Origin of the sequence: Pseudalgibacter alginicilyticus (assembly GCF_001310225.1) — a bacterium.
Lineage (GTDB): Bacteria > Bacteroidota > Bacteroidia > Flavobacteriales > Flavobacteriaceae > Pseudalgibacter > Pseudalgibacter alginicilyticus.
In genome coordinates this window covers 2,870,787-2,893,942 of sequence record NZ_CP012898.1, presented here as the reverse complement: position 1 = coordinate 2,893,942, position 23,156 = coordinate 2,870,787, and the positions used below count along the sequence as shown (strand labels likewise).

Below are 23,156 nucleotides of genomic sequence, written 5' to 3'. Positions count from 1 at the left end.
TTTTTCACAAAGTTATTTTGATTGATTAGATTCTTTTCAAAATCTAAAACATGTTACCTCGTTTATTTAGAAACTCTTATATACCATCTGCTTCACAAAACGTGTCAATATAAGTTAAAAAAATAAATAGCAAGTATCTCCAAAGTCATATTTTTTTTAACAAAGCCTTAAAAACGATTCATCTTCCTCAAAAGCTGTACCAATAACCACCAAATCTGCCCCTGCTTCAAAAGCCTTATCTAATTCTATTTTACTCCTAATACCTCCACCTACAATCAATGGAATGTGCAACACTTTTTTAACTTCAGAAATAATACTATCTGGTATGGGGTTTTTAGCTCCGCTACCGGCTTCTAAATAAATTAATTTCATCCCTAACAGTTCTCCTGCTTTTGCAGTATCAACTATATTCTGAACCTTATTTTTTAACAAAGGCTTAGTACGTGTCACTTTTTCAACTGCTGTTTCTTTACCACTTTCAATTAAAATATAACCTGTGGAAATAACTTCTAATTGGCTGTTGTTTAATTTAGAAACTGCCTTGACATGTTTTCCTATTAAATATTCTGGGTTTCTTCCCGAAATTAAAGATAGAAACAAAATAGCATCTGCTTTGTTTGTAATTTGACTAACATCTCCTGGGAATAAAACAATAGGAAGTTTAGTATATTTTTTAATTTCTGAAACCAAAATATCTGTTTGATTTTCAGCTACGGTACTACCTCCTACAAAAATATGGGTAGCCATAGAAGTATTTACTTTTTCAATAAAATGACTTGTATTTCCAACAGAAAACTTATCTGGATCTATTAAAACTGCAAATAGTTTATCACCATTGCTGATGGCTTCTTGTATGTTTTTATAAACCGTATTCATTTAGGCTATAACATATGCACAAGTAAACCCTTCAAACTCTAAAAAGTGACTGATATAACAATGTTTTTTTTCATGATAATCAATCCATGAAACCGTTTCACTGTCTTCTTCAGAAAATGGAATAACCAAACAATGCTGTTTAAAACTCAATCCAGGGGTTGCAAATAATTTGTATAAAGACTCTTTAATACACCAAATAACCGTTAACTTTTTTATATAATTTGTATCGTTTTCAATTAAATAATCAAACTCATAATCAACAAATTTATGGGCTATAATATTAATTTTATCACGCTGTTTTTCAATATCAACTCCAACAATGCTATCACTTATAATTACAGCTGAAAAATTAAAAGAATGTGTTATAGATATTTGTTTACCATCTTTTAAATAGGGCTTACCATTTTTATCATAATGCAAATCAACATCATTATATCCAAATTCGGCTAAAAGCATTCTAACACTTAAAAAACCACGTTGATGCATCTCGCTTTTCATGTTTAAAACGCGTTCCAAACTTTTAGGTTTCAAGTTTACAGATTGAAATAATTCATTATAAGATTCTGTAATCTTCCAGATTTTAACAGTAGTTTGTGAATTTGGTGTAATGGTTTTATAAAGTGGCATTTAGTATTCTAAAAGTTATTGATTATCTTTGCATCGCCTAAAGCTAAATGCACTTTTTTAATAAGCGAATTTAAGTATTTTAAGCGCTATTAACAATGAAGTTTAGGTATTAAAACAAAAGAAAATTACTATGAGTACAAAAACAATTCCTTACGTAGCAAGCAAAGTAAAAGACATTACACTTGCCGATTGGGGACGCAAAGAAATAGAATTAGCTGAAGCTGAAATGCCTGGTTTAATGAGTTTACGAGAAGAATACGGAAACTCAAAACCACTAAAAGGCGCGCGTATTGCTGGTTGTTTACACATGACCATCCAAACAGCGGTTTTAATTGAAACTTTACAAGCTTTAGGTGCCGAAGTTACTTGGAGTTCTTGCAACATTTTTTCTACACAAGACCAAGCCGCTGCGGCAATTGCCGCTGCCGGAACTGCAGTATATGCTTGGAAAGACATGACTGAAGAAGAATTTGATTGGTGCATTGAACAAACCTTATTTTTTGGTGAAGACAGAAAGCCATTAAATATGATACTTGATGATGGAGGCGATTTAACTAATATGGTTTTAGACCGCTATCCAGAATTAGTTGGAGGCATAAAAGGATTAAGTGAAGAAACTACTACAGGTGTTCACAGACTTTATGAGCGTGTAAAAAACGGCACACTACCAATGCCTGCAATCAATGTTAACGATTCAGTAACAAAATCAAAATTTGATAATAAATACGGTTGTAAAGAATCTGCTGTAGATGCTATTCGTCGGGCAACCGATATCATGCTTGCTGGAAAACGCGTCGTGGTTTGTGGTTATGGCGATGTTGGTAAAGGTACCGCAGCCTCTTTTAAAGGTGCTGGTAGTATTGTTACCATTACCGAAATTGACCCAATTTGTGCATTACAAGCTGCTATGGATGGTTTTGAAGTTAAAAAATTAGAAACCGTTGCTCCAAATGCTGATATCGTTATTACCACTACAGGAAATAAAGATATTGTTCAAGGCAAGCATTTTGAAGCTCTAAAAGACAAAGCTATAGTTTGTAACATTGGGCATTTTGATAATGAAATTGATATGGCTTGGTTAAATAAAAACCACGGGCATACTAAAAATACTATTAAACCACAGGTTGATAAATATACCGTAAACGGAAAAGATATTATCATTCTTGCTGAAGGTCGTTTAGTAAACTTAGGTTGTGCTACTGGTCATCCAAGTTTTGTAATGAGTAACTCGTTCACCAACCAAACTTTGGCTCAAATTGAATTATGGACCAATAATGAAGCTTACAAAAATGATGTATACATGCTACCTAAACATTTAGATGAAAAAGTTGCAAAATTACACTTAGCCAAAATTGGTGTTGAATTAACAGAACTCCGTAAAGATCAAGCAGATTATATTGGTGTAGAAGTTGAAGGACCGTTTAAACCAGAGTATTACAGGTACTAACTTAACTTATTGTCTTGTGCGAGGGGTTAACAGTAACAACCCCTTTCAAAAACACTTAAATACACTAAATCCCAAGCAACTTATGTTTGGGATTTTTTATTTTGAGCCTTTACTAAAGCTGCAAAAAAACCAAACTCAACCAAGATTATTAAATTCTTAAAATAAACCGCAACACAAAACACAATTAAAATATTATTTTAAAATTGAACCTAGCTATGCTTTTTAAGATTAATAAACAGCAAATATAAAAGGTACGAAGCACTGATTATGTTGTATTGTTATTTGATTAAACAAAATTATTCATCCACTAAATCCTCTTCAAAATACCACCATAAACTAGAATCTATTGAAGCTTTCATCTTATTAATATCTACATTGTCCTTTAAAAAAACTGTAATATTTTCGTTGGCGCGATTACGCTCAACACTTTCAGTTATTTCTATAGATTCTATTTCTTCAAAATGTTCTAAATGCGTTTTGATTTTAGCATCTAAAGACTCATCACTCAAATATATTTTGATTGTTGGTGTTGAAGGGGAATTCCTGATTTCCGATCTAAATGGTACTTCCATAATCATTAATTTTTAGATGATTGCAAATACAATAGCCTAATTTAATAAAATATTCTAACAATATCAATAAAAAAACCTTCCCATTTATGAGAAGGTTCTATTTAAAATATACGTTTACCTTATTTCTCTTCCAAGTTTAGCTTTGCTAAATCATGAAAAAAGAAATCCATTTCATCATTCATACTTACAAACAACCCGTTTGGAAATTTATTCCCTAATGGAACAGTGGTAACATCGCATCCATCGGTTTCAATAGTTCCTAAATTAAGTTCTTTTATAAATGCATTGGTTTCCAAACTGAAAATATTAAAGGTGTGCGCTTGTTGATTCGATACAATTAAAAATCCTTTATCGTCATATTTAGCTATAGCAATGCCTTCAATATCGTCTTTAAAATGTTCATTCCCAATAAAGGCTATTTCCGTATCACCTTTTTCTGGATTAGCATGGTATTTTCTAATACCAAAGCCTTCATCTGAATAATAAACAAATCCAGATTCATCATCAACCGCAATAGCTTCAATTTCTTTTTGTCCACTAAACGTGCCAACTTTTCTAAGTAAATTGGCTTTTATTCCAAGCGAATCTGAAACCAATTCGTATTGATGTAAATATCCCTCAGTTGGACCATTTTTTCTGCTTACAAAAACCGATATTTTTCCTGTCTCTGGATTTTTATAAAATGATACACCCATGGGGCGCTTCATTTCAATATTGGTTTCTTCTTCAAAAACTTTAAATCCCCCATTATCCAAAGGTGTCATATCTGGTACTGAAAACAAACGTATTTGATGTTTTTCTCTTTCTGAAAATACCATAATATCTGTTGAAGTAGAATCGGTTAATTTGAAACCATACTCTATATCTACATTGTTTGGATAACTAATATTAGTAATACTTTTTTCTCTAATGATTTTTCCATCTAAATTAAAAGCATACACACCTCCGTTAACTTCGTCTTTATCAGTACCAAAAACAATACTTTCATCTGGGTTGTTATTATTTATCCAAATAGCTGGGTCGTCAGTATCATGCGGCGTTTTTTCTGTGACAACATTAGCTACTATTTCTGGTAATTTAGCCACACAACCCAATAACAAAACTGTTAAACCAAATACAATATTTATTTTCAAATTTCTCATTTCTATTTTTTTAATTTTTCTTAAATAAATCATATTTTAAACCAACTGTAACCCGTTGTCCGTAATATTCCATTTGCATAGTTCTTGCTTTTGTTCCTTGGAAATAACGTAACGGCTGATTTGTTAAGTTATTCACACCTGCATACAAACTTAAGTTACTATTTATTAATACATTAGCATTAAAATCTAAAAAGAATTGGTCGTCATAATATCTATCTTCAAAAGCACGGCCTCCAATTTCATCAATATAAGCATCTGAATAATTTGCCGATAAACGAAAGCTCATTTTTTTATCTGCATATCCTAAGGATGCATTAAACATGTTTGGAGCCGTTTGCGGTAAATCCAAATCACTACGCTCTTCGCCATCTTCATTTTTAATGCCTTTTGCGCTAGAAGTTAAATATGTATAATTTAAGTAAACACTCAAGTTTTTTGCAAAACCTGGAAGAAAATCCAACTGACGTTGTAATGACATTTCTGCCCCAAATACAGTAGCACCATCACCATTTAATGGTTGATATACTTCATAACCATTCGTGTCTTCAGACTGACTTGTATAAATAAAATCTTGAATATCTTTATAAAACAAACCTCCCGAAAGAATACCAACAGACTTAAAATAATGCTCTGCCATGACATCAAAATTCATTGATGTAGTCGGGTTTAATTCTGAATTTCCTATAAAAATTTCTTCGTCTTCGTTATTTGTTTCTCTGTAAGCAACTAAATCTTCATAATTTGGTCTTGCCAAAGTATTGGTCCAAGCAAAACGCAAAACCGTTTTGTCTGACAAGTCATATTTTAAATGTAATCCAGGTAAAATATTAGTATAGTTGTTTTCATCTTTCAACTCATTTGTTCCTGCATAATCACCATCCTCATCAAAAATCACCTCATTACCTAAACTTGAAATTTTTGTGTGCTCCAATCTCAAACCAACCAACATACTTAACTTGTCAGATAGTTTTTGATTGGTCATGGCATACCCTGCATATACATTTTCATCCACATCAAAATTAGCCGTTAAATATTCCTCTAGAAGATTTTCTGCTTCAAATTGTGCGGCATCATTTAGTTTTAAATTACCTATAAATTCAGGCGTCGCAAATGACCCTGTTACATACTGGCTTCCTGCTAAAAAATCTTTTTCTGTATAATTACGTGTTGAAACATCTCCCAATACATCTAAATCTGATGTTTCAGGACTAAATTCTGTAAAATCATTATCTCTATACTTGTTTTTTAATCTAGCACGTACACCAAATTTTAAAAATCCATCTTCTTGTTGAAACATATTTAGAGGTAATTTAAAATTGGCAAAAAAGTTAAAATCTTTTTCTTCAGTATATTGATTTTCCTCTGATAATTCACCAAATTCAAAATCATTATAAAGTGCATCGTTAGCATCTTGTGGTGTATACAACGGCTTATCTAAGTTGTTATTGAAAGTTACACCATATTCGCTTTCATATTCTAAATAACGCTCATTTAAACGCTCCTCTGAAGCTTTTGACAAGGATGCCATCCAATCTATTTCTAATTTATTCGCTAAATGCTCGCCTCCTAAACTAAAATTAAACATACGCTGATCTTCCAAACGTGTGTTTTTATTTCTATTATTATTAATACCTGCTTTTGATTGTCTTACTGCTTCCACAGGAAACGATGTCAAGTTACCATTAGCATCAACTGAAAAGTCGCCTGGTTCAATGTCTTCGCCGTCTAAAACTTCTTGCGTAAAGGCTAATCTGTTTTCACGATCGTCTCTCCAGTTGTAAATTGACTTGAAGTAAATATTATTATTTTCATTTAATTTATAATCAAAATTTGCTGAGAAGCTACGACGAATTCGCTGTACGAGATATTGTCTAATTTCAAATACGTTAGCATACGGATTCACATCAACTTCTTCTAAATTATCTTCATCATTAAATGCATTATATTCAAACTCATCCGTCCATTCTGCTTCAACATTATCCGATCTCAAATCATTATCATTGATAGATGTTGATAGCATCCATCCAAACTTATCGTTATTTGATCGATCTCCTATTAAAATAGAGCCATTAAATACTTTATTATTAGTTACTACATTTATACCCGAACCTCCTGAAACAGAAAGTCTGAACCCTTGAGGTGACGTTCTGGTAATTAAGTTTATTGAACCACCCAACGCATCTGCATCCATATCGGGCGTTACAGCCTTATTAACTTCAATAGTTTGAATCATATCTGATGGAATCAAATCCATTTGAATATTTCTATTATCACCTTCTGCAGAAGGAATCCTACTACCATTTAAAGTTACAGAATTTAGTTGTGGTGATAAGCCTCTTACAATAACATCACGTGCTTCTCCTTGGTCAATTTGCATAGTTATACCTGGAATACGCTTTACAGCATCTCCAATATTAGCATCGGGAAATTTACCAATCTGATCGGTTGAAACAATGTTTGTAATATTTGGTTTGTTTTTTTGAATATTTAATGCTCTAGATTGTCCTCCTAAGGTATAGCCTGTAATTTCTACCTCCTCTAATTCTGTGTTTTTTGAATCAAGTGTAACATTTAAAGTTGTTGTTTTAGAAGCTGTTATCACAGCTTCTTGCTTAAACTCTGAATAACCTAAATATTGAATTAAAAGATGATAAGTCCCTTCTGGAATATTTACCATAGTGAAATTTCCATTAAAATCTGAAATAGCGCCTTTTTTTAATTCTTCTATTAAGATGGTAGCACCTGGAACAGCAATTCCATTTTTATCAGTAATAACACCTCTAATATTTCCATTTTGTGCATATCCAATAAACGATATTAGCACAATGAAACATAACAGTAAATAATTTTTTTTCATGGTTTTGTTATTTTTTAGTTAAGACAAAGCTATACCTCAACCATTGCTTATAACTGAAATATGTGTTAACAAAAGGTAACTGAAACCATAAAACAGGCTATATAAGATAGCAACATTAACAACTTGGTAACATTGAGGACATAGTTATTAAACACAATTAAAGCTTTAGTAAATACGCCTGTAAATCAGACTTGGAATCTATAGGAAGTTTTTTTCGCATTCTATATCGAGCTATCCGAACGCTATCTGGTGTTATATGTAGTATGGAAGCAATTTCTTTTGAAGATAAATTAAGTCTGAGTAACATGCAAAGTCTTAATTCTGAAGACGACAATTCAACAAGAACCTTTGATTTCAAGTTTTGAAAAAAATCGGGGTGTATTTGTCCAAAAAAGCTCCTGAGTTCAGCCCATTCATCTTTATTAGATAAATCAAGGTCTATGTCTTTAGCTAGGCCTTCCAATTTTGATTTTATAAACTCCCCATTTCTACTTTTTAAATTTTTAAGTGTTCTGGAAACATCAGATAATATTTTATTTTTATGAGCTATACTTAAGCTATAATTTGTAAGTGCCGATATTTTAATATCTATCTCTCTCTTTAAAGCTGCTTCTTCAGCTATTTTTATATCTAAATCTGCCCTCAGTAATTTTTGCTTGTATTTAAGGATTTTTTGTTCTTGTTTTTTCCTCTTTTTTAAATAGATCAGCCAAACAATAAACACCAAACACATAGCTGTACTAAACAATAAAATAGCATACTGTCGTGTTTTATTTATTTGATTTTGCTTGCCGAGTAATGCTAATTCTGCTTCGCTTTCTTTAACATTGTAGAGCACCTGCATTGCACTTACCAGTTCGGCATTTTGGTGTTTGAGATCTTGTTCCTTTACAATATTTTGATTGCTCAAATAACGATACGCCGCTTCAAAATCACCTAAATCGGCATGAGTTCTTGCAAGATCTTTTAAAGCACTTTCCTCTTGTTGACTGTTTTTAGTTTTACGTGCTAATTCTAATGCTTGTTGTGTATAACTTAAGGCTTTTTCATACTCTTTACGCTTTCTATTAACATCGCCAAGATTATTTGTAATATTAATTTTTAAGTTTGATGTATAACTCCTTTCATAATTATAAGCTTTTTTAAAATAACTATAAGCTACATTGAATTGTCCTAAATCTTCGTAGATACTTCCAATACTCTCATAGGTGACAGCAAGTCCAGTACTATCATTAAGTATTTTAAAAGTTTTTAAGCTTTGTTCTTGATATTGTAATGCCTTCTTATAATCACCTTGTTTTTCAAACACGCTACCCAACAACGTATTGGCCACAGCTAAGCCTTTTGAAAATTGTATATTTTCTGATACCATAATACTTTGCTCCAAATAATGTCTAGCGTGGTCATATTGCTTTAAATCATGATGAATAGATGCTATATTATTAGTAGTATAAACAAAAAAAGTGTCTTTTTTAACATGTAGCTCTTGTGCTAAATGATAATTTTTAAGGGCTTCACTATCTAAACCCAACTGTTTATAAAAATCGGCTATATGATTGTAGCCTTGAGCCATTTTAAGTGTATCTTCTAAATTTTTAGCTCTATGGAGTGCTGCTTTGAGCTTATTAATTTTTACCTCATGAGAAACCAAGACCGATTCTTGTGAGTTTACTCTGCAAAAGCTTATAAATAAACATAAAAAAAACAAATGTTTGATAAAAGTCACTTTGCTATCTTAATAATCAAATAAAAGTACAAAGTAAAGAGTTAAACATTAACAAAACATTTTTTTAATATCATTTTTAGATTAAAAAAAAAAAAGCCCTTTCTGAAACAGAAAGAGCTTTAACCCCTCAGCTTTGCTTAGGGTAAAATTTTAAAAAAATCAGTTCTTAAACCTCAAAAGGTTCTATAGAAACATAAGATTTGTTATCTTTTTTCTTTGTGAATTTCACAACACCATCTACATAAGCGTGTAATGTATGATCTTTTGAAGAATATACATTTTCACCTGGGTGATGCGTATTACCTCTTTGTCTTACGATAATGTTTCCAGCTAATGCAGCTTGACCACCAAAAATCTTAACACCTAAGCGTTTTGATTCTGATTCTCTACCATTCTTAGAACTACCTACTCCTTTTTTATGAGCCATTGTCTTAAGTTTTTATATTGTTAATAATAAGTGGTTTTTGAAAAATTACTTTTCAATACCACCGTCTAATTTGTCTTGTAATTCTTTTAACTCATCCCACTTACCATCTGCAGCTAATTTAGCTTGTTTTGGCCAAGTTTCTGTTACTATATGAGATAATCTTGAACTTGCTTCAGAAAGAATTGTACTTAACTCTTCTGGGGTTGCCTTTGCTACTTTAGCAAAAGTATCTAAACCTGCACCTACTAATGCTTCTGCAGCTTTAGGGCCAGCACCTTCAATTTTTTTCAAATCGTCCGCTTTAGCAGCAGATTTTTTTGGCGCAGCTTTTTTTGCTTCCGCTTTTTTTGGAGCTTCAGCTTTTGGTTCTGCTTTCTTTTCAACTTTAGCAGCTTTTTTAGCTCCTGAAGTAGCAATACTTTCAATAACGATTTCAGTTAAAGATTGACGGTGACCATTCTTAACACGGTAACCTTTACGTCTTTTCTTTTTGAAAACAATAACTTTATCACCTTTAAGGTGCTTTAAGACTTTTGCTCCTACTTGAGCTCCGTCTATAGCTGGGGCGCCTACAGTTACATTGTCACCATCACCAATAAGAAGTACATTATCAAAAGCAACTTGCTTTCCTTCTTCTGTTTGTAAACGGTGTACAAAAACCTTTTGGTCTTTAACAACTTTAAATTGTTGCCCTGCTATCTCTACAATTGCGTACATAGCGTAACGTTTTTATTAATTAATTTTGTTCAAAAATGAGTGCAAATATACTGCTAAATAATTAATCTACAAACGTTTTATTTAATTTGACTAATATTTTCTGCATTTTGTTAAAGATGAAACTCAAATTATAAAATTATCATACTCTTTTTAACCAAACTGAAATAAAACTTATTTTAATTTAAACTCGTTTTTGAGATAGATATACCCCAATTAAAATAATAACACATGCCAACACTTGAATAATACTAAATGATTCCCCATCTAAAACACCCCAAAACAAGGCTACAATTGTTATGATATATGTTACTGAAGAAGCAAAAACTGCTGTAGACATTTGTATTAATCTATTAAATAACACCTTTGCTAAAGCCGTTCCAAAAAAAGCTAAAGTAGTAATATAAACCATTGACATTATAAAATCGGGATGGCTAAAGGTAGCATCAGAAAAGAATCCGGAAAAACATAAAATTATCATGGCCGGAAAAAATATAGCTGCATAATTTCCTGTAGCAATAGCCAAAGGTTTTACATGCTGTAAATACCGTTTTATGACGTTAACATTTATAGCATAACAAACTGTTGCTAAAAGCACAAAACCAGCATACAAATAGTTTTGATGCGGATTTAAATCTGCACCTTTTAAAATAAGCATTGATGTTCCTAAAAAACCAATAACAACACCCAAAACCTGCCGTTTAGTACTGGTTAGTTTAAAAATAGCAGCTCCAAACAAAATAGTGTTTAAAGGCGTTAATGAATTTAGCATAGAAGCCACCGCACTATCAATTTCAGTTTCTGCAATGGCAAATAAAAAGGCAGGAATAAACGACCCTAAAAACCCTGAAACAACAACCCATTTCCAATCTGATTTTTGAATATTCTTTAAGGATTTAAATCCTACAACAAACAAAAACAATCCTGTAATAATAGTTCGTAATGCACCAAGTTGATAGGGCGTTAAACCTATTAAAGCTTTTTTAATTAGAATAAATGAACTACCCCAAATTAAAGAAAGGACAAAAAGATAAAGCCATTTTTGATTAAAATTCTTCATTAAATTAATATATAATCACAAAGTTGCTGTTTTAAATATAAAAACCCGTATTATTTAGTAATTTTGTACATTCAATTGACAATTAATTTTTCACATATGAAAACCATAAAAATATTAACCCTTGCTTTTCTTGCTTTAGTAGCAATGAATTGTAAAAATGAAACAAAGCCTGAAGTTAAAACTGTTGAAGTTGAAACTGAAACCGTTAAAGAATTAGATCCAAACGCTACGTATGCAAAAGCAGAATTTATTATTGATGGTATGACATGCCAAATAGGTTGTGCGGCTACCATTCAAAAAAAGATTTCTAATATGGAAGGCGTCAAATCTGCTAAAGTTGATTTTGAATCAAAATTAGCCATGGTAGAATATGACAACGCTAAAGTAACACCAACTTTATTAGAAGAAACAGTTACTAAAGTTGCCGACATTTATATAGTAAGTGGCATGAAAACAGTTGATGCCTTTTCTTTGGAAGAAACAGAGCAGGGTATAAACTAAAGAACTGTAAAAACAAATAAGCAAAACCTGTTTATGGCTTTGAAATAATTAGTCTTAAACACAAATTTCATTTTTAGACCTGATACATTTTTAAACGTATCAGGTTTTTTTATGTGTACTATTTCCAAGTAATAGTTTCCATAATGTGTTTTATATCTTTCTGTAAATAATTAGCAGCAGGCAAAATGGAATCATAATTAGGTTTTGCATAGAAATATAAGGATCCTGTTAAAAAATGATTAACGCTATCGGTTACATAAAATTGAGCTTGTGAGGCAGCATTTCCATCCACTTCATAAAACATTCCATAAACTCTACTTACCGTGTTTTCATACCCCTCTTCCAAAACGGCATCCGCTTTTATCATATGCTTTTGTGGTAAGTTTTGAGCGTCTTTTAAAAATGCCAGTAAATTATCTCTATTTGCATTTATGGATTTATAAGTTAAAAAAATAGTACCTTTTAATAATGGGTATTTAATATTAATTCCATAGCTTTCAGTAGAACTTACTATTTTTTTACTTTCTAATTCTGAACCAGATTTATTTATTTCAAAATAAAAAGGTAATTCCGATTCTACTTTTTCATAATTTGGATTTGGATAATCCAAACGCAAATAGCCTTTGGGTTTAGGCACGTAATTTTTGCCACAGGAAACAAAGAAAAAAACCAATAATAAATAAATAAAATACTTCATTAAGTAATTGTAAATTTGACGCGTTTAATTCGTTTTTTATCCAAAGACTCTATAGTAAAAATATAATTCTCAAAATTTATTTTACTATTTCTCTTTGGAAAACTACCTGAAATTTCTAAAACAAAACCAGCCACTGTTTCAGCTTCACCCTTATTAGCTTCAAAAATAGAGACGTTTTCAATATTAAGAACCTTATAAAAATCTTTCAAAGCAGTTTTCCCTTCAAAAACATAATTATTATTATCTAATTTAGAATAAGTTAAATCTTCATCATCAAACTCGTCACTGATATCTCCAACAATTTCTTCAATTATATCTTCTAAAGAAATCAGTCCAGAAGTTCCACCATATTCATCAACTACAACTGCCAAATGCACTTTTTTCTCTTGAAATTCCCCCATTAAATCGTCCAATTTTTTATTTTCAGGCACAAAAAATGGTTCACGCAATAACGTTTTCCAATCAAATTGCTTTCTATCAATATAGGGAAGTAAATCTTTTACGTATAAAATGCCTTCAATGGTATCAATATTATCTTTATAAACAGGAATGCGTGAATACCCATTTTCAATAATTTCAGGCATAATTTCCGTATATTTAGATTCAATATTCAATGCAAAAATATCGATACGAGGGCGCATCACTTGTTTAGTATCTGTATTACCAAAAGATACAATGCCTTGCAATATTTTCTGCTCTTCTTTTGTGGTATCAGCTTCACTGGTAAGTTCCAAAGCTTGGGATAACTGATCAACGCTTAAGTTAGATTTTTGCTTCCCCAATTTACTGTGAATCCCCAAAGTAACACTTCGCATAGGCAAACTTAAAGGCGATAAAATCACATCTAAAACTCGTAATGGATATGCCATAAATGTAGCAAATTTCACTTTATTTCTGCTGGCATATATTTTTGGCAAAATTTCGCCAAATAACAATATTAAAAAAGTAACTATTACAACTTCTACGAGAAATTTCAATAAGGTTGATGATATATTTTCAAACAAAAAGCCCCCTAAATAAGCAAATAGAATAACAATAGCAATGTTTATAAAGTTATTTGCTATTAATATAGTAGCCAGCAACTTTTTAGGTCGCTCTAACAGTAAAGCTATAATTTGAATACGTTTAGACTTTTCTTCCAAACCCTTATCTAAATCTGTTCTTGAAAGTGAAAATAAAGCGACTTCAGCGCCCGAAATTAGAGCAGAGCAGACTAACAATAGTCCTAATAATAACAAACTACTAACAATTGAAAAATCAATTGCCATTATTAATAATTTAAAACTCGCGGGGTCAGGGTCCAAGTATCGTGGTTTTGGTTAAATATTAAAAAGGAAGATCATCCTCCTCTTCGCCAATAGGTTCGTTTTTTGCAGACTCACTCTTTGCTAGCTGACTAACAATAGGTTTTTGAGCTGCCGATGAATTTAATGCATTATTTTCACTTTCTTTTTTAGTTGAAAGAAAAGTAAAATCTGTACAATGAATTTCTGTTGAATATCTATCTGCTCCACTATCGTCTTGCCATTTTCTAGTTTTTAATCTACCTTCAACATAAACTTTATCTCCTTTACTTAAATACTTTTCACAAATTTCAGCACCTTTATTTCGTACTACAATATTGTGCCATTCAGTATTAGTAATTCGTTCATTGGTTTGTTTATTTGTATAGGTTTCATTTGTAGCTAATGGAAAACGCCCAATACAACCTCCACCTTCAAAATAATGCATTTTTACTTCATCTCCCAAATGCCCAATTAGCATTACTTTATTTAAGGTTCCAGACATGATTTTCAATTTTTTAGGAAAGCAAAAATACTCATTTGCTTATCATTTTTTTTAAAATTAATGAAAAATTATGATTGCAAAAATTTATCTGTCAAAAATTAAACGATTCTAGAAAATTTCCAATAACAATTGGCACTGCATAATCTGTAATTTCTTCAATTGGAATTGCCCCTGTAATCTTACTTTCCAAACTGACAATCCAAAATTTAGTATATAAATGCTGATGCGAAAGTTTATGAATAATTACTTCTTCATTATATAGAGATAATTCAAAAGGCTGTTTTTGTATCAGTTTATGGTTTTCAACCAAATTTTTAAATGCTTCATAATTAATTTCCTTATTGGTCTCTATCAGTGGGAATTGATATAAATTTTGCCATATTCCTTTACCTTCACGTTTTTCTAAAATTGTTTTATTATCGTTGGAAATAAAGACCACAAAATTGAAATACTTTTTTTTTGCCTTTGCTGATTTTAATTTTACTGGGAAATCTGCAATTTTATTTTTATTAAATGCTATGCATCCTTTAGTGAATGGGCACACATGACAATCTGGATTTTGTGGTTTGCATTGAATAGCTCCAAATTCCATGATGGCTTGATTAAATTCGGCAGGTTTCTTTTTATCAATAAGTTCTTGAGCCAGCAGCTTAAATTCCTTAGTTCCTTTTGACGAATTAATGGGAGTTTCAATTCCAAAGTATCTAGACAATACTCTATACACATTACCATCAACTACAGCAGTGGCTTCATTAAAACAAATAGAAGCAATGGCACTTGCTGTATAATCTCCCACACCTTTTAAATTTAATAAATCCTTATAATTATCTGGAAACACACCATTTAAAATATTAGTAACATATTTTGCCGAAGCATGTAAATTTCTAGCTCTAGAATAATACCCTAAACCTTGCCATAACTTTAAAACTTCACTTTCATTAGCCTCTGCTAATTGAAAAATAGTGGGATAATTGGCAACAAAAGCTTCATAATAAGGTAACCCTTGTTTCACTTGTGTCTGTTGTAAAATGATTTCTGACAACCATATATAATACGGATTTTTGGTTTCTCTCCAAGGCAAACTACGCTTATTAACTGAATACCAGTCAATTATTTTTTTTGAAAATTTCATGAATCGATTAAATGCAAGGTGTAAAAATAAACGTTTATAATCTTAAATTTTAATGAATTAGGTTTGAAATATTGAATTTTAAATTCCTATATTTGCATCCCTTTAAAATTAGATATAGTAACTAAAAAATATTAAAAAAATGACGAAGGCTGATATAGTAGCAAAAATTTCAGATAAATTAGGAATTGAAAAAGGAGATGTTCAAGCAACTGTTGAAACATTTATGGAAGAAGTAAAAACTTCTTTAGAAAGTGGAGACAATGTTTATCTTAGAGGTTTTGGAAGTTTCATAATTAAAACAAGAGCAGAAAAAACTGGTAGAAATATATCTAAAAACACTACCATTAAAATCCCTGCACACAATATCCCTGCATTTAAGCCTGCAAAAGTATTTGTTGAAGGTGTTAAAGCTAATGTAGACGTTAAATAAAACATTAATCGAATTATTAATTTAAAAAGACACTATTTATGCCAAGTGGTAAAAAACGTAAAAGACATAAGGTAGCGACGCACAAACGTAAGAAACGTAGACGCGCTAACCGTCACAAGAAGAAAAAATAAACCAAAAAAGTAGTTAGATTAGCTACTTTTTTTGGTTTTAACTAACAAAACGTTCATTGAAATGAGTTCATTCAAATGAAATTATGAACTCCACGGATTTTTAAATCCTGTGAATATCTTAACTGCAAACATTGATTTCGAATCATAAAAGCAATTGAGGTATAAAATATTGTATAATCCATCTGTACAGTTTAGTTGTTAGTCATTAGCGGTTTTAGTTGTTAGTTGTTTTTGCTAAGTACTTATCTTAGCACATTTCACTTTAACAACCTTACAACTAATAGCTTAACAACTTAATAGTATGGATAAAAATTAACTAAATGGATAAAGAATTGATTATTCGATCTAGTTCTGATGATGTTGATTTTGCCTTATTAAAAGATGGAAAACTTATTGAATTACAGAAAGACGAGGGTAGTAACAACTTTTCGGTTGGTGATGTGTTTATAGCCAAAATACGAAAAGCTGTTCCTGGATTAAATGCTGCATTTGTTAATGTAGGTTATGATAAAGATGCTTTTTTGCATTATCATGATTTAGGTCCTAAGCTTCCTTCGCTTTTAAAATTCACAAAAAGTGTAAGCACAGGTAAACTAAAAGATTTTTCTTTAAAAAACTTCCCATTTGAAAAAGATATTGATAAAGACGGCAAAATTGTTGACGTCTTAAAATCAAATCAATCGCTATTGGTACAAATAGTAAAAGAACCCATATCCACCAAAGGACCCAGAATTAGTTCTGAGCTTTCCATTGCTGGTAGATATATTGTTTTAGTACCTTTTTCTAATCGCATTTCTATTTCTCAAAAAATAGAAAGTAAAGATGAAAAAGACCGCTTAAAACGATTGGTAAAAAGCATTACGCCTCCAGGTTTTGGTATTATAGTTCGTACAGTAGCAGAAGGCAAAAAAGTAGCCGAATTAGATAAAGATTTACAAAATTTGCTAAGTCGTTGGACAGCAATGTGTAAAAAGCTACATAAAGCCCACCATCCCAGTAAAGTTTTAGGTGAAATGAATAAGGCCTCCTCTATTTTGCGAGACATATTCAATGATACCTTTACAGGAATAACTGTAGATGATGAAGAGCTTTATTATCAAATTAAAGATTATGTGCAAGAAATTGCACCAAACAAAGAATCAATCGTTAAATTGTATCAATCTAACGTTCCTATTTTTGAAAAATTTGGAATTGAAAGACAAATTAAAACCTCCTTTGGAAAAACTGTTTCTATGGCTAAAGGCGCGTATTTGGTAATAGAACATACTGAAGCGTTACACGTTATTGATGTAAACAGTGGCAACAGATCTAACAAAGCTAACAACCAAGAGGACACGGCCTTAGAGGTTAACCTAATAGCCGCCACAGAAATGGCTCGTCAATTACGCTTACGTGATATGGGAGGTATTATAGTTGTAGACTTTATAGATATGACCAATGCTGAAAACAGGCAAAAACTCTTTAACCATCTTCGCGATGAAATGAAAGATGATAGAGCAAAACACAAAATACTGCCTCCAAGTAAATTTGGATTGATACAAATTACAAGACAGCGTGTTCGACCAGAAATGAACATTAAAACCCGTGAGGAAAATCCTGACGATATTTTAAATGGTTCTGAAGTTGAAGCGCCTATAGGTATCGTGCAAAAAGTAAATCACGACCTTGAATTACTAATAAAAAAAGACTATAAAAAGTTGACTTTAAACACACATCCTTTTATAGCGGCCTTTTTAACAAAAGGTTTTCCATCAATACGTTCTAAATGGTTTTTAGAACATAAAAAATGGGTTAAAGTTTTACCAAGAGATGCTTACACATATTTAGAATATCACTTTTTTGATAAAGATGGTAATCAAATTAAATAATTTAAAAAACCCTTACTTTACTATTAAAAGTGAGGGTTTTTTGCGTTATAAAGTTTTCTACGGAACTGTATGAATATCTAAACTCATCATTTTCAATAAAATGCAACATTTGAAATAATAAAACAAAGTATGAACTCAATTACAAGTAGAGTTATTTTTATACTAACACGTCATTAACTTTTAGTACTCAGAATTAATACTTACAAACACCAACAAAAATATATATCCCTAAAAGGAAACGCATCTTTTAATATAAATAATTGGATATCTTAAAATTTGTAACTCAACCCTAAAGTGTAATAGCTTTGTAATTTATTATCAATGTTTTCAAAAGAAGGTGTGGGATTGCCACTGGTAATATCATATAAATTATCATAATATTTTAATGCTTCCTGCTTATTACTTCTCAACCCAAAATCAAAACCTACACCAATCATTTTCCAAAGGGTGTACCCAAATGTGTTGTTCCATGTCCAATTAGAAAAATTGCTGCTTTTATAACTTTGAAACATCGATAAATTTGTTTTAAAACTAACTTCTTTTATTTGTCTGGTATAATCTACAAGTATTTTTGTACCAAAAGACGATTTAAAAATTACGTCGTTTCTACTTAATACTAAGTTATAATTTAACGGATGTGCCACAACAACCAAATCTTTTATGGGCGTCCAAGTTGCTCCAATACCTGCATCCAAATACCCAGGATTATTAAAGTTGTTTAAAATGGTAGTTCTGTATTCTCCAAGTCCAGAAAGTGCTAAGGTTTCGTTTAATTTAAGTCCGTATAAAGAAGAAATATTAAATACATCTGTTGCCTCGCGCCATTTTGAAGTATCCATAACATCTTTATCATCAAACTTTACCCAAGATAAGTTTATAGCGCCCGAATTTCTCCAAAAAAAGTTATCTGCATCGAGATTTGCAAAAGCATTTCCTGTAAACCCTATATTACCAGATCTGTTATTTGGTGATTTTTGAGCATACCAATTATTAAAATTTGAAAAACTACCACCAATAGTTCCAAAGGCACCTTTTTTCCAACCTGGAAATGCATCTATTTTTCCTTGTGTAGCATCCACTCTACTTTTAACAGCTTTAAGTGAATCTTTTTGAATAGCTAAAATAGCTTGTAACTCTTCTAAGGTTTGTGCTTGTAAGGTAATAATCCCTGTAAAAAAAAATAACAAAAAAGCATTTTTCATTTAATAAGTTTTTTAATAAACGTATCTAAAAAGATTAAATCAACGTAAAAGATTACTATAAATTGCACCAACATTTATAACTTAAATTATTACAACTTATGGCAAATAAAAATGTGCCCCGATTTAGAGCACATTTTTTTAAAAATAGGTTAAATTCAATTAAAATTTATAACTCAAACCAATCGTGTAATATGATTGTAATTTATTATCAACATCATCAAAAGAAGTTGCCGTTGCTGGTGTTTGTGCTAAAGCATAATTTAAGGCTTCTTGCTTGTTACTTCTCAATCCAAAATCAAAACCTACACCAATCATTTTCCATAAAGTATAGCTGAAAGAATTTGTCCATGTTAAGTTTGATAAATCTCCGCTTTTATAACTTTGGAATGTTGATAAATTGGTTTTAAAATTGATAGCACCAATTTGCCTGGTATAATCTGCAACAATTTTAGCACCTAAAGAAGATTCAAATACAGCATCATTATCTGCAAAAACAAAATTGTAGTTTAATGGGTGTACAACAACTATCAAATTTTGAATTGGCGTCCAAGTAGCACCAATACCTACATCTAAATATCCAGGATCGTTAAAGTTATCTAACAAGGTTGTTCTGTATTCCGCTAATCCGGAAATAGCTAATGTTTTAGTAATATTTCTTCCGTATAAAGATGTAATACTGAAAACATCAGTTGAAGGTTCAAAGTTATCACTATCAGTTGATGAATCTTTATCATCTAACTTTACCCAGTTTAAATTGGTAGTTAAAGAGTTTCTCCAAAAGAATTTCTCTTCTATTAAATTAGCATAGGCATTAACAGTCAATCCAATATTTCCAGATACATTGTTTGGTTTATCTTGAGAGTACCAATTGTTAAAATTAGACAAACTTCCTCCAATAGTACCAAAAGCACCTTTTCTCCACCCTGGAAGGGCATCAATTTTTGCTTGTAAAGCATTTGCTTCTGCTTGAGCTGCATTTGCTTCTGCTTGTTTTTCAGATTTTTGTGCTTGTAATTCTTCTTTTGTTTGAGCTTGGGTGGAAATAAGTCCGACAAATAAAGTCAATAACAATAATGTTTTTTTCATTTTTATAGATTTTTTTTAAAATGTGTGCAAATATAGGTTATTTCTAAAATTTTACAATTACTTATTAATTGCAAGCCATAGTTTTAATTTTGACCCAAATTTTATAATTAAGTCACAAAAAATTTATTTGTTTTTTTTATAAAGAGGAACAGAAGAACAGGCCTCACCATACATAATGGATTTTACAAGGGGTTGTAATTTATTTGCAAGCATAACATAGGCGTTTTCTGGTACTGGTTTTTTAGAACATCCTTTTATAATAATAAGCTTACCTGCAAATTCGGAAATGTTGAGATTATTTATTACATCTTGATAGATGGAAGTTTCTAAGGTTACCAAATTACCAATGACCGTTTTTTTTACAAAAGGCTGCAATTGGATACTTATTAACATATAGGCCCAGCCAGGAATTATAGCATCACTACTACAAGTTAAAGCTACAAAACTGTCTTGATATTGACTCCAATCAAATTCAGAAACTTGATTTCTAAAATCCTTTTCGCGCAGCACAAAGCCTTCAAAAAGCCAATCTTTAATATCAAACAATACGCGCTCACCTTTAGGATAATAATCCTCAAGGTTTACGGTGATTAATTTACTGTTCGCTACGCGGTTTATGATTTCGTCTGCCATAATACAAATTTAAACAATTTTGTTATTGGTAACCTTCGGCTTGCAATGAAAACAATTCGGAATATAGGGATTGATTTTTCATTAATTCTTCGTGGGTGCCTATTTCTAGAACCTTGCCGTGTTCAAGAACCAAAATCCTATCGGCTTGCCTTACAGTACTAAATCTATGTGAAATAATAATACTTGTTTTACCTTCAGTTAATCCAATAAACCTACCAAACACGTCGCTTTCTGCTTTGGCATCTAATGCAGATGTGGGCTCATCTAAAATCATAACTTCTGCCTCCTTCATATAGGCACGTGCTAAGGCTACTTTTTGCCATTGACCTCCTGAAAGCTCTTGACCATTTGAGAAACGTTTACCTAATTGTTGGTTGTAGCCATTTTTTAATTCGGATACCACCTCATTAGCCAAACTCAATTCTGCTGCGGTTTCAATTTTAATTTGATTTTCAATTTCATCAATATTTCCAATGGCAATATTTTCTTTTACTGTGAACTCATATCTAAAGAAATCTTGAAAAATAACACCAAAAAACTCTTGATATTTACCCTTATTAAAACGATTTATATTAACACCATCAAGTAAAATTTCACCCGATGTAGGTTCGTAAAAACGCAATAATAATTTAGTAAGTGTTGTTTTTCCAGCACCATTTTGCCCCACAAAAGCCATTTTTTCTCCTGCTATTAGTTTAAAATTGATCCCTTTTAAAATTTCAACATCAGAATCTGGATATGAAAAATATACATTTTTAAATTCAAAACCTTGCTTTATTTTTTTTGGTAGTTCTAAATCTTCTTTTGTTTTTGAAACGATAGAAATATCAATAAAATCAAAATAATCTTTTAGATATAAAGCACTTTCTGAAATACGTGTAAATTTTGCAAAGAAATCTTGAAGATTTCGTGTTAAACGATTAAAAGCACCTGATAAAAATGTAAGTTCGCCAATAGTGATAACTCCCGAAAGCACCCGATAAATGATAAAAACGTAAGCTCCATAATAACTTAATGTACCCAAAACATTAAACATAAAACCTAAAGCAGATCGCTTTATAGCTAGTGTTTTATTAAGTTCAAAATATTCTTCAGATAAGTTTTTAAAGCGATTAACAACAAAATCTGTTAAACCAAAAAGCTTTATTTCTTTAGCTGTCTTATCGTTAGCACCAATAAACCGCAAATAATCTAATTCTCTACGTTCGGACGTCCAACTTCTTGCCAATGAGTATTGTTGTTGGCTAAAACGAATTTCATTTATAAATGAAGGAATGATACTCAGTACTAAGAGAATAATCAAATAAGGTTCAAAATAGATTAAACCTGCTACTAATGTTGAAATTGAAATAGCACTTTGAGCTTGCCCCAACACGTTAGACATAAGTCCAACACGATTAGTAGTTTGTGTTCTGGCACGTTCTAATTTATCATAAAACTCCGAATCTTCTAATAAACTAATATTAATTTGATTGGTTTTTTTAATAATAGTTACAGATGTAGCGATGTTGTATTTATCTCCTAACAGACCATCGGTGAGTGAAATTGCTCTACTAATTAAATCTGAAAGAATAACCAAAGCAAACTCTGCGGCTACATAAGTCCAAAGCTGTCTGTAATCCGCAATATCAATGGATGTTTGATGAATAATTTCATCAATTATTAATTTTCCAATCCATAAAATTATAACGGGAAGGAGGGCCCCAACAAGTCTACAAAATGCAGAAAGTAAAAACAGTTTTTTGTTTACTTGCCATATTTCTTTAAAAAAACGTGGAATGTAAACCAAAGCATCAAACGACGATTTTAAGTTTGTTTTCTTATCGTCTTTTAATGATTTAGGTGTGCGTTTTGCCATCTAAAATTTTGAATTATAGCATCCCCAATTCCAATTTGGCTTCTTCACTCATTAATTCTTGAGTCCAAGGCGGGTCAAAAGTAATTTCAACTTCGGCATCTTTCACCTCGTTAAGTGATTTTACTTTTTCTTCAACTTCCAAGGGTAGCGTTTCTGCCACAGGGCAATTTGGTGTTGTTAAAGTCATTAATATTTTCACCTCATAATCTTCGTTTACAAATACATCGTAAATCAATCCTAATTCATAAATGTCTACTGGAATTTCTGGGTCGTAAATTGTTTTTAGTACATTTACTATTTTTTCGCCTAATAAGGCTGTATCTATTGTTATGTCGCTCATTTTTTTTATGTTTAATCGTTTATATGTTGAGCCGTTTATTCG

22 protein-coding genes are annotated in these 23,156 nt (G+C 31.3%); 4 read left to right on the top strand and 18 right to left on the bottom strand.

Translation table 11 applies throughout. The features are described 5' to 3' along the window. Nucleotides 1-156: 156 nt before the first annotated feature. Both APS56_RS11950 and APS56_RS11945 read right to left on the bottom strand, forming a co-directional pair. Nucleotides 157-876, bottom strand: a complete 720-nt coding sequence (locus APS56_RS11950) for a phosphoglycerol geranylgeranyltransferase (protein WP_054728429.1) — start codon at nt 874-876, stop codon at nt 157-159. Next, the gene (locus APS56_RS11945) at nt 877-1,503 is read right to left on the bottom strand and encodes a 4'-phosphopantetheinyl transferase family protein (protein ID WP_054728425.1); all 627 of its coding nucleotides are present in this window, start codon (nt 1,501-1,503) and stop codon (nt 877-879) included. Between the two features lie 130 nt (nt 1,504-1,633). Here APS56_RS11945 and ahcY point away from each other — a divergent pair, with 130 nt between their 5' ends. Then, on the top strand, nt 1,634-2,950 hold the full coding sequence (gene ahcY, locus APS56_RS11940) for an adenosylhomocysteinase (protein WP_054728422.1): 1,317 nt from the start codon (nt 1,634-1,636) through the stop codon (nt 2,948-2,950). Between the two features lie 296 nt (nt 2,951-3,246). Here ahcY and APS56_RS11935 read toward each other — a convergent pair whose 3' ends face one another. The 7 genes from APS56_RS11935 to APS56_RS11905 all read right to left on the bottom strand — a co-directional run bounded on the left by APS56_RS11935 (nt 3,247) and on the right by APS56_RS11905 (nt 11,448). Then, a complete protein-coding gene (locus tag APS56_RS11935; protein WP_157757661.1) occupies nt 3,247-3,522 on the bottom strand; it encodes a hypothetical protein in 276 nt (91 codons plus the stop codon). 119 nt (nt 3,523-3,641) lie between these two features. Further along, nucleotides 3,642-4,664 carry a phytase gene (locus tag APS56_RS11930; protein WP_054731370.1) on the bottom strand — a complete coding sequence of 341 codons (1,023 nt, stop codon included), beginning with the start codon at nt 4,662-4,664 and terminating at the stop codon, nt 3,642-3,644. Nucleotides 4,665-4,674: 10 nt separating this feature from the next. Further along, entirely contained in the window at nt 4,675-7,521 is a 2,847-nt protein-coding gene (locus tag APS56_RS11925) for a TonB-dependent receptor (protein WP_054728414.1), read from the bottom strand. 157 nt (nt 7,522-7,678) lie between these two features. Next, the gene (locus tag APS56_RS11920; RefSeq protein ID WP_054728412.1) at nt 7,679-9,172 is read right to left on the bottom strand and encodes a tetratricopeptide repeat protein; all 1,494 of its coding nucleotides are present in this window, start codon (nt 9,170-9,172) and stop codon (nt 7,679-7,681) included. A gap of 241 nt (nt 9,173-9,413) precedes the next feature. After that, a complete protein-coding gene (gene rpmA / locus APS56_RS11915; protein WP_054728409.1) occupies nt 9,414-9,674 on the bottom strand; it encodes a 50S ribosomal protein L27 in 261 nt (86 codons plus the stop codon). A 45-nt stretch (nt 9,675-9,719) separates the two neighbouring features. Next, on the bottom strand, nt 9,720-10,391 hold the full coding sequence (gene rplU, locus APS56_RS11910; RefSeq protein ID WP_054728407.1) for a 50S ribosomal protein L21: 672 nt from the start codon (nt 10,389-10,391) through the stop codon (nt 9,720-9,722). A 181-nt stretch (nt 10,392-10,572) separates the two neighbouring features. Continuing rightward, entirely contained in the window at nt 10,573-11,448 is an 876-nt protein-coding gene (locus tag APS56_RS11905; RefSeq protein WP_054728404.1) for a DMT family transporter, read from the bottom strand. Between the two features lie 96 nt (nt 11,449-11,544). Between APS56_RS11905 and APS56_RS11900 the strand changes: the two genes are divergently transcribed. Next, the gene (locus APS56_RS11900) at nt 11,545-11,949 is read left to right on the top strand and encodes a heavy-metal-associated domain-containing protein (RefSeq protein ID WP_054728402.1); all 405 of its coding nucleotides are present in this window, start codon (nt 11,545-11,547) and stop codon (nt 11,947-11,949) included. A gap of 118 nt (nt 11,950-12,067) precedes the next feature. Here the strand turns inward: APS56_RS11900 and gldD are convergent, their stop codons facing one another. The 4 genes from gldD to mutY all read right to left on the bottom strand — a co-directional run bounded on the left by gldD (nt 12,068) and on the right by mutY (nt 15,566). Continuing rightward, nucleotides 12,068-12,646, bottom strand: coding sequence for a gliding motility lipoprotein GldD (gldD, locus tag APS56_RS11895; protein ID WP_054728399.1), 579 nt, complete (start codon nt 12,644-12,646; stop codon nt 12,068-12,070). Next, entirely contained in the window at nt 12,646-13,950 is a 1,305-nt protein-coding gene (locus APS56_RS11890; protein ID WP_054728395.1) for a gliding motility-associated protein GldE, read from the bottom strand. Before APS56_RS11890 ends, gldD begins: the two co-directional genes overlap by 1 nt. A gap of 22 nt (nt 13,951-13,972) precedes the next feature. Further along, nucleotides 13,973-14,434 carry a single-stranded DNA-binding protein gene (locus APS56_RS11885; protein ID WP_054728392.1) on the bottom strand — a complete coding sequence of 154 codons (462 nt, stop codon included), beginning with the start codon at nt 14,432-14,434 and terminating at the stop codon, nt 13,973-13,975. A 91-nt stretch (nt 14,435-14,525) separates the two neighbouring features. After that, nucleotides 14,526-15,566: an A/G-specific adenine glycosylase gene (gene mutY, locus APS56_RS11880; protein WP_054728389.1), complete on the bottom strand. Its 1,041-nt coding sequence runs from the start codon at nt 15,564-15,566 to the stop codon at nt 14,526-14,528. Between the two features lie 139 nt (nt 15,567-15,705). On the opposite strand from mutY, the gene APS56_RS11875 reads away from it, so the two are divergent. Next, a complete protein-coding gene (locus APS56_RS11875) occupies nt 15,706-15,996 on the top strand; it encodes an HU family DNA-binding protein (protein WP_054728386.1) in 291 nt (96 codons plus the stop codon). Nucleotides 15,997-16,447: 451 nt separating this feature from the next. Beyond that, nucleotides 16,448-17,995: an Rne/Rng family ribonuclease gene (locus APS56_RS11870; protein ID WP_054728381.1), complete on the top strand. Its 1,548-nt coding sequence runs from the start codon at nt 16,448-16,450 to the stop codon at nt 17,993-17,995. A 269-nt stretch (nt 17,996-18,264) separates the two neighbouring features. Here APS56_RS11870 and APS56_RS11865 read toward each other — a convergent pair whose 3' ends face one another. From APS56_RS11865 to APS56_RS11845, 5 genes are all read right to left on the bottom strand, one after another. Further along, nucleotides 18,265-19,197 carry a DUF3078 domain-containing protein gene (locus APS56_RS11865; protein WP_054728378.1) on the bottom strand — a complete coding sequence of 311 codons (933 nt, stop codon included), beginning with the start codon at nt 19,195-19,197 and terminating at the stop codon, nt 18,265-18,267. 159 nt (nt 19,198-19,356) lie between these two features. Then, nucleotides 19,357-20,283: a DUF3078 domain-containing protein gene (locus APS56_RS11860; RefSeq protein ID WP_054728375.1), complete on the bottom strand. Its 927-nt coding sequence runs from the start codon at nt 20,281-20,283 to the stop codon at nt 19,357-19,359. A gap of 123 nt (nt 20,284-20,406) precedes the next feature. Then, entirely contained in the window at nt 20,407-20,916 is a 510-nt protein-coding gene (locus APS56_RS11855; RefSeq protein WP_054728372.1) for a DUF2480 family protein, read from the bottom strand. Nucleotides 20,917-20,938: 22 nt separating this feature from the next. After that, on the bottom strand, nt 20,939-22,774 hold the full coding sequence (locus tag APS56_RS11850; RefSeq protein ID WP_054728369.1) for an ABC transporter ATP-binding protein: 1,836 nt from the start codon (nt 22,772-22,774) through the stop codon (nt 20,939-20,941). 13 nt (nt 22,775-22,787) lie between these two features. Next, on the bottom strand, nt 22,788-23,114 hold the full coding sequence (locus tag APS56_RS11845) for a DUF59 domain-containing protein (RefSeq protein WP_054728367.1): 327 nt from the start codon (nt 23,112-23,114) through the stop codon (nt 22,788-22,790). Nucleotides 23,115-23,156 lie beyond the last annotated feature (42 nt).

What these genes read in the sequence shown, in the direction of transcription:
- APS56_RS11870 (WP_054728381.1), top strand. Translation starts at nt 16,448, where the DNA reads ATGGATAAAGAATTGATTATTCGATCTAGTTCTGATGATGTTGATTTT.
- APS56_RS11885 (WP_054728392.1), bottom strand. Translation starts at nt 14,434, where the DNA reads ATGTCTGGAACCTTAAATAAAGTAATGCTAATTGGGCATTTGGGAGAT.
- APS56_RS11860 (WP_054728375.1), bottom strand. Translation starts at nt 20,283, where the DNA reads ATGAAAAAAACATTATTGTTATTGACTTTATTTGTCGGACTTATTTCC.
- APS56_RS11855 (WP_054728372.1), bottom strand. Translation starts at nt 20,916, where the DNA reads ATGGCAGACGAAATCATAAACCGCGTAGCGAACAGTAAATTAATCACC.
- APS56_RS11850 (WP_054728369.1), bottom strand. Translation starts at nt 22,774, where the DNA reads ATGGCAAAACGCACACCTAAATCATTAAAAGACGATAAGAAAACAAAC.
- APS56_RS11865 (WP_054728378.1), bottom strand. Translation starts at nt 19,197, where the DNA reads ATGAAAAATGCTTTTTTGTTATTTTTTTTTACAGGGATTATTACCTTA.
- APS56_RS11905 (WP_054728404.1), bottom strand. Translation starts at nt 11,448, where the DNA reads ATGAAGAATTTTAATCAAAAATGGCTTTATCTTTTTGTCCTTTCTTTA.
- gldD (WP_054728399.1), bottom strand. Translation starts at nt 12,646, where the DNA reads ATGAAGTATTTTATTTATTTATTATTGGTTTTTTTCTTTGTTTCCTGT.
- APS56_RS11845 (WP_054728367.1), bottom strand. Translation starts at nt 23,114, where the DNA reads ATGAGCGACATAACAATAGATACAGCCTTATTAGGCGAAAAAATAGTA.
- APS56_RS11935 (WP_157757661.1), bottom strand. Translation starts at nt 3,522, where the DNA reads ATGGAAGTACCATTTAGATCGGAAATCAGGAATTCCCCTTCAACACCA.
- APS56_RS11900 (WP_054728402.1), top strand. Translation starts at nt 11,545, where the DNA reads ATGAAAACCATAAAAATATTAACCCTTGCTTTTCTTGCTTTAGTAGCA.
- APS56_RS11930 (WP_054731370.1), bottom strand. Translation starts at nt 4,664, where the DNA reads ATGAGAAATTTGAAAATAAATATTGTATTTGGTTTAACAGTTTTGTTA.
- APS56_RS11925 (WP_054728414.1), bottom strand. Translation starts at nt 7,521, where the DNA reads ATGAAAAAAAATTATTTACTGTTATGTTTCATTGTGCTAATATCGTTT.
- APS56_RS11875 (WP_054728386.1), top strand. Translation starts at nt 15,706, where the DNA reads ATGACGAAGGCTGATATAGTAGCAAAAATTTCAGATAAATTAGGAATT.
- ahcY (WP_054728422.1), top strand. Translation starts at nt 1,634, where the DNA reads ATGAGTACAAAAACAATTCCTTACGTAGCAAGCAAAGTAAAAGACATT.
- APS56_RS11950 (WP_054728429.1), bottom strand. Translation starts at nt 876, where the DNA reads ATGAATACGGTTTATAAAAACATACAAGAAGCCATCAGCAATGGTGAT.
- rplU (WP_054728407.1), bottom strand. Translation starts at nt 10,391, where the DNA reads ATGTACGCAATTGTAGAGATAGCAGGGCAACAATTTAAAGTTGTTAAA.
- APS56_RS11945 (WP_054728425.1), bottom strand. Translation starts at nt 1,503, where the DNA reads ATGCCACTTTATAAAACCATTACACCAAATTCACAAACTACTGTTAAA.
- rpmA (WP_054728409.1), bottom strand. Translation starts at nt 9,674, where the DNA reads ATGGCTCATAAAAAAGGAGTAGGTAGTTCTAAGAATGGTAGAGAATCA.
- mutY (WP_054728389.1), bottom strand. Translation starts at nt 15,566, where the DNA reads ATGAAATTTTCAAAAAAAATAATTGACTGGTATTCAGTTAATAAGCGT.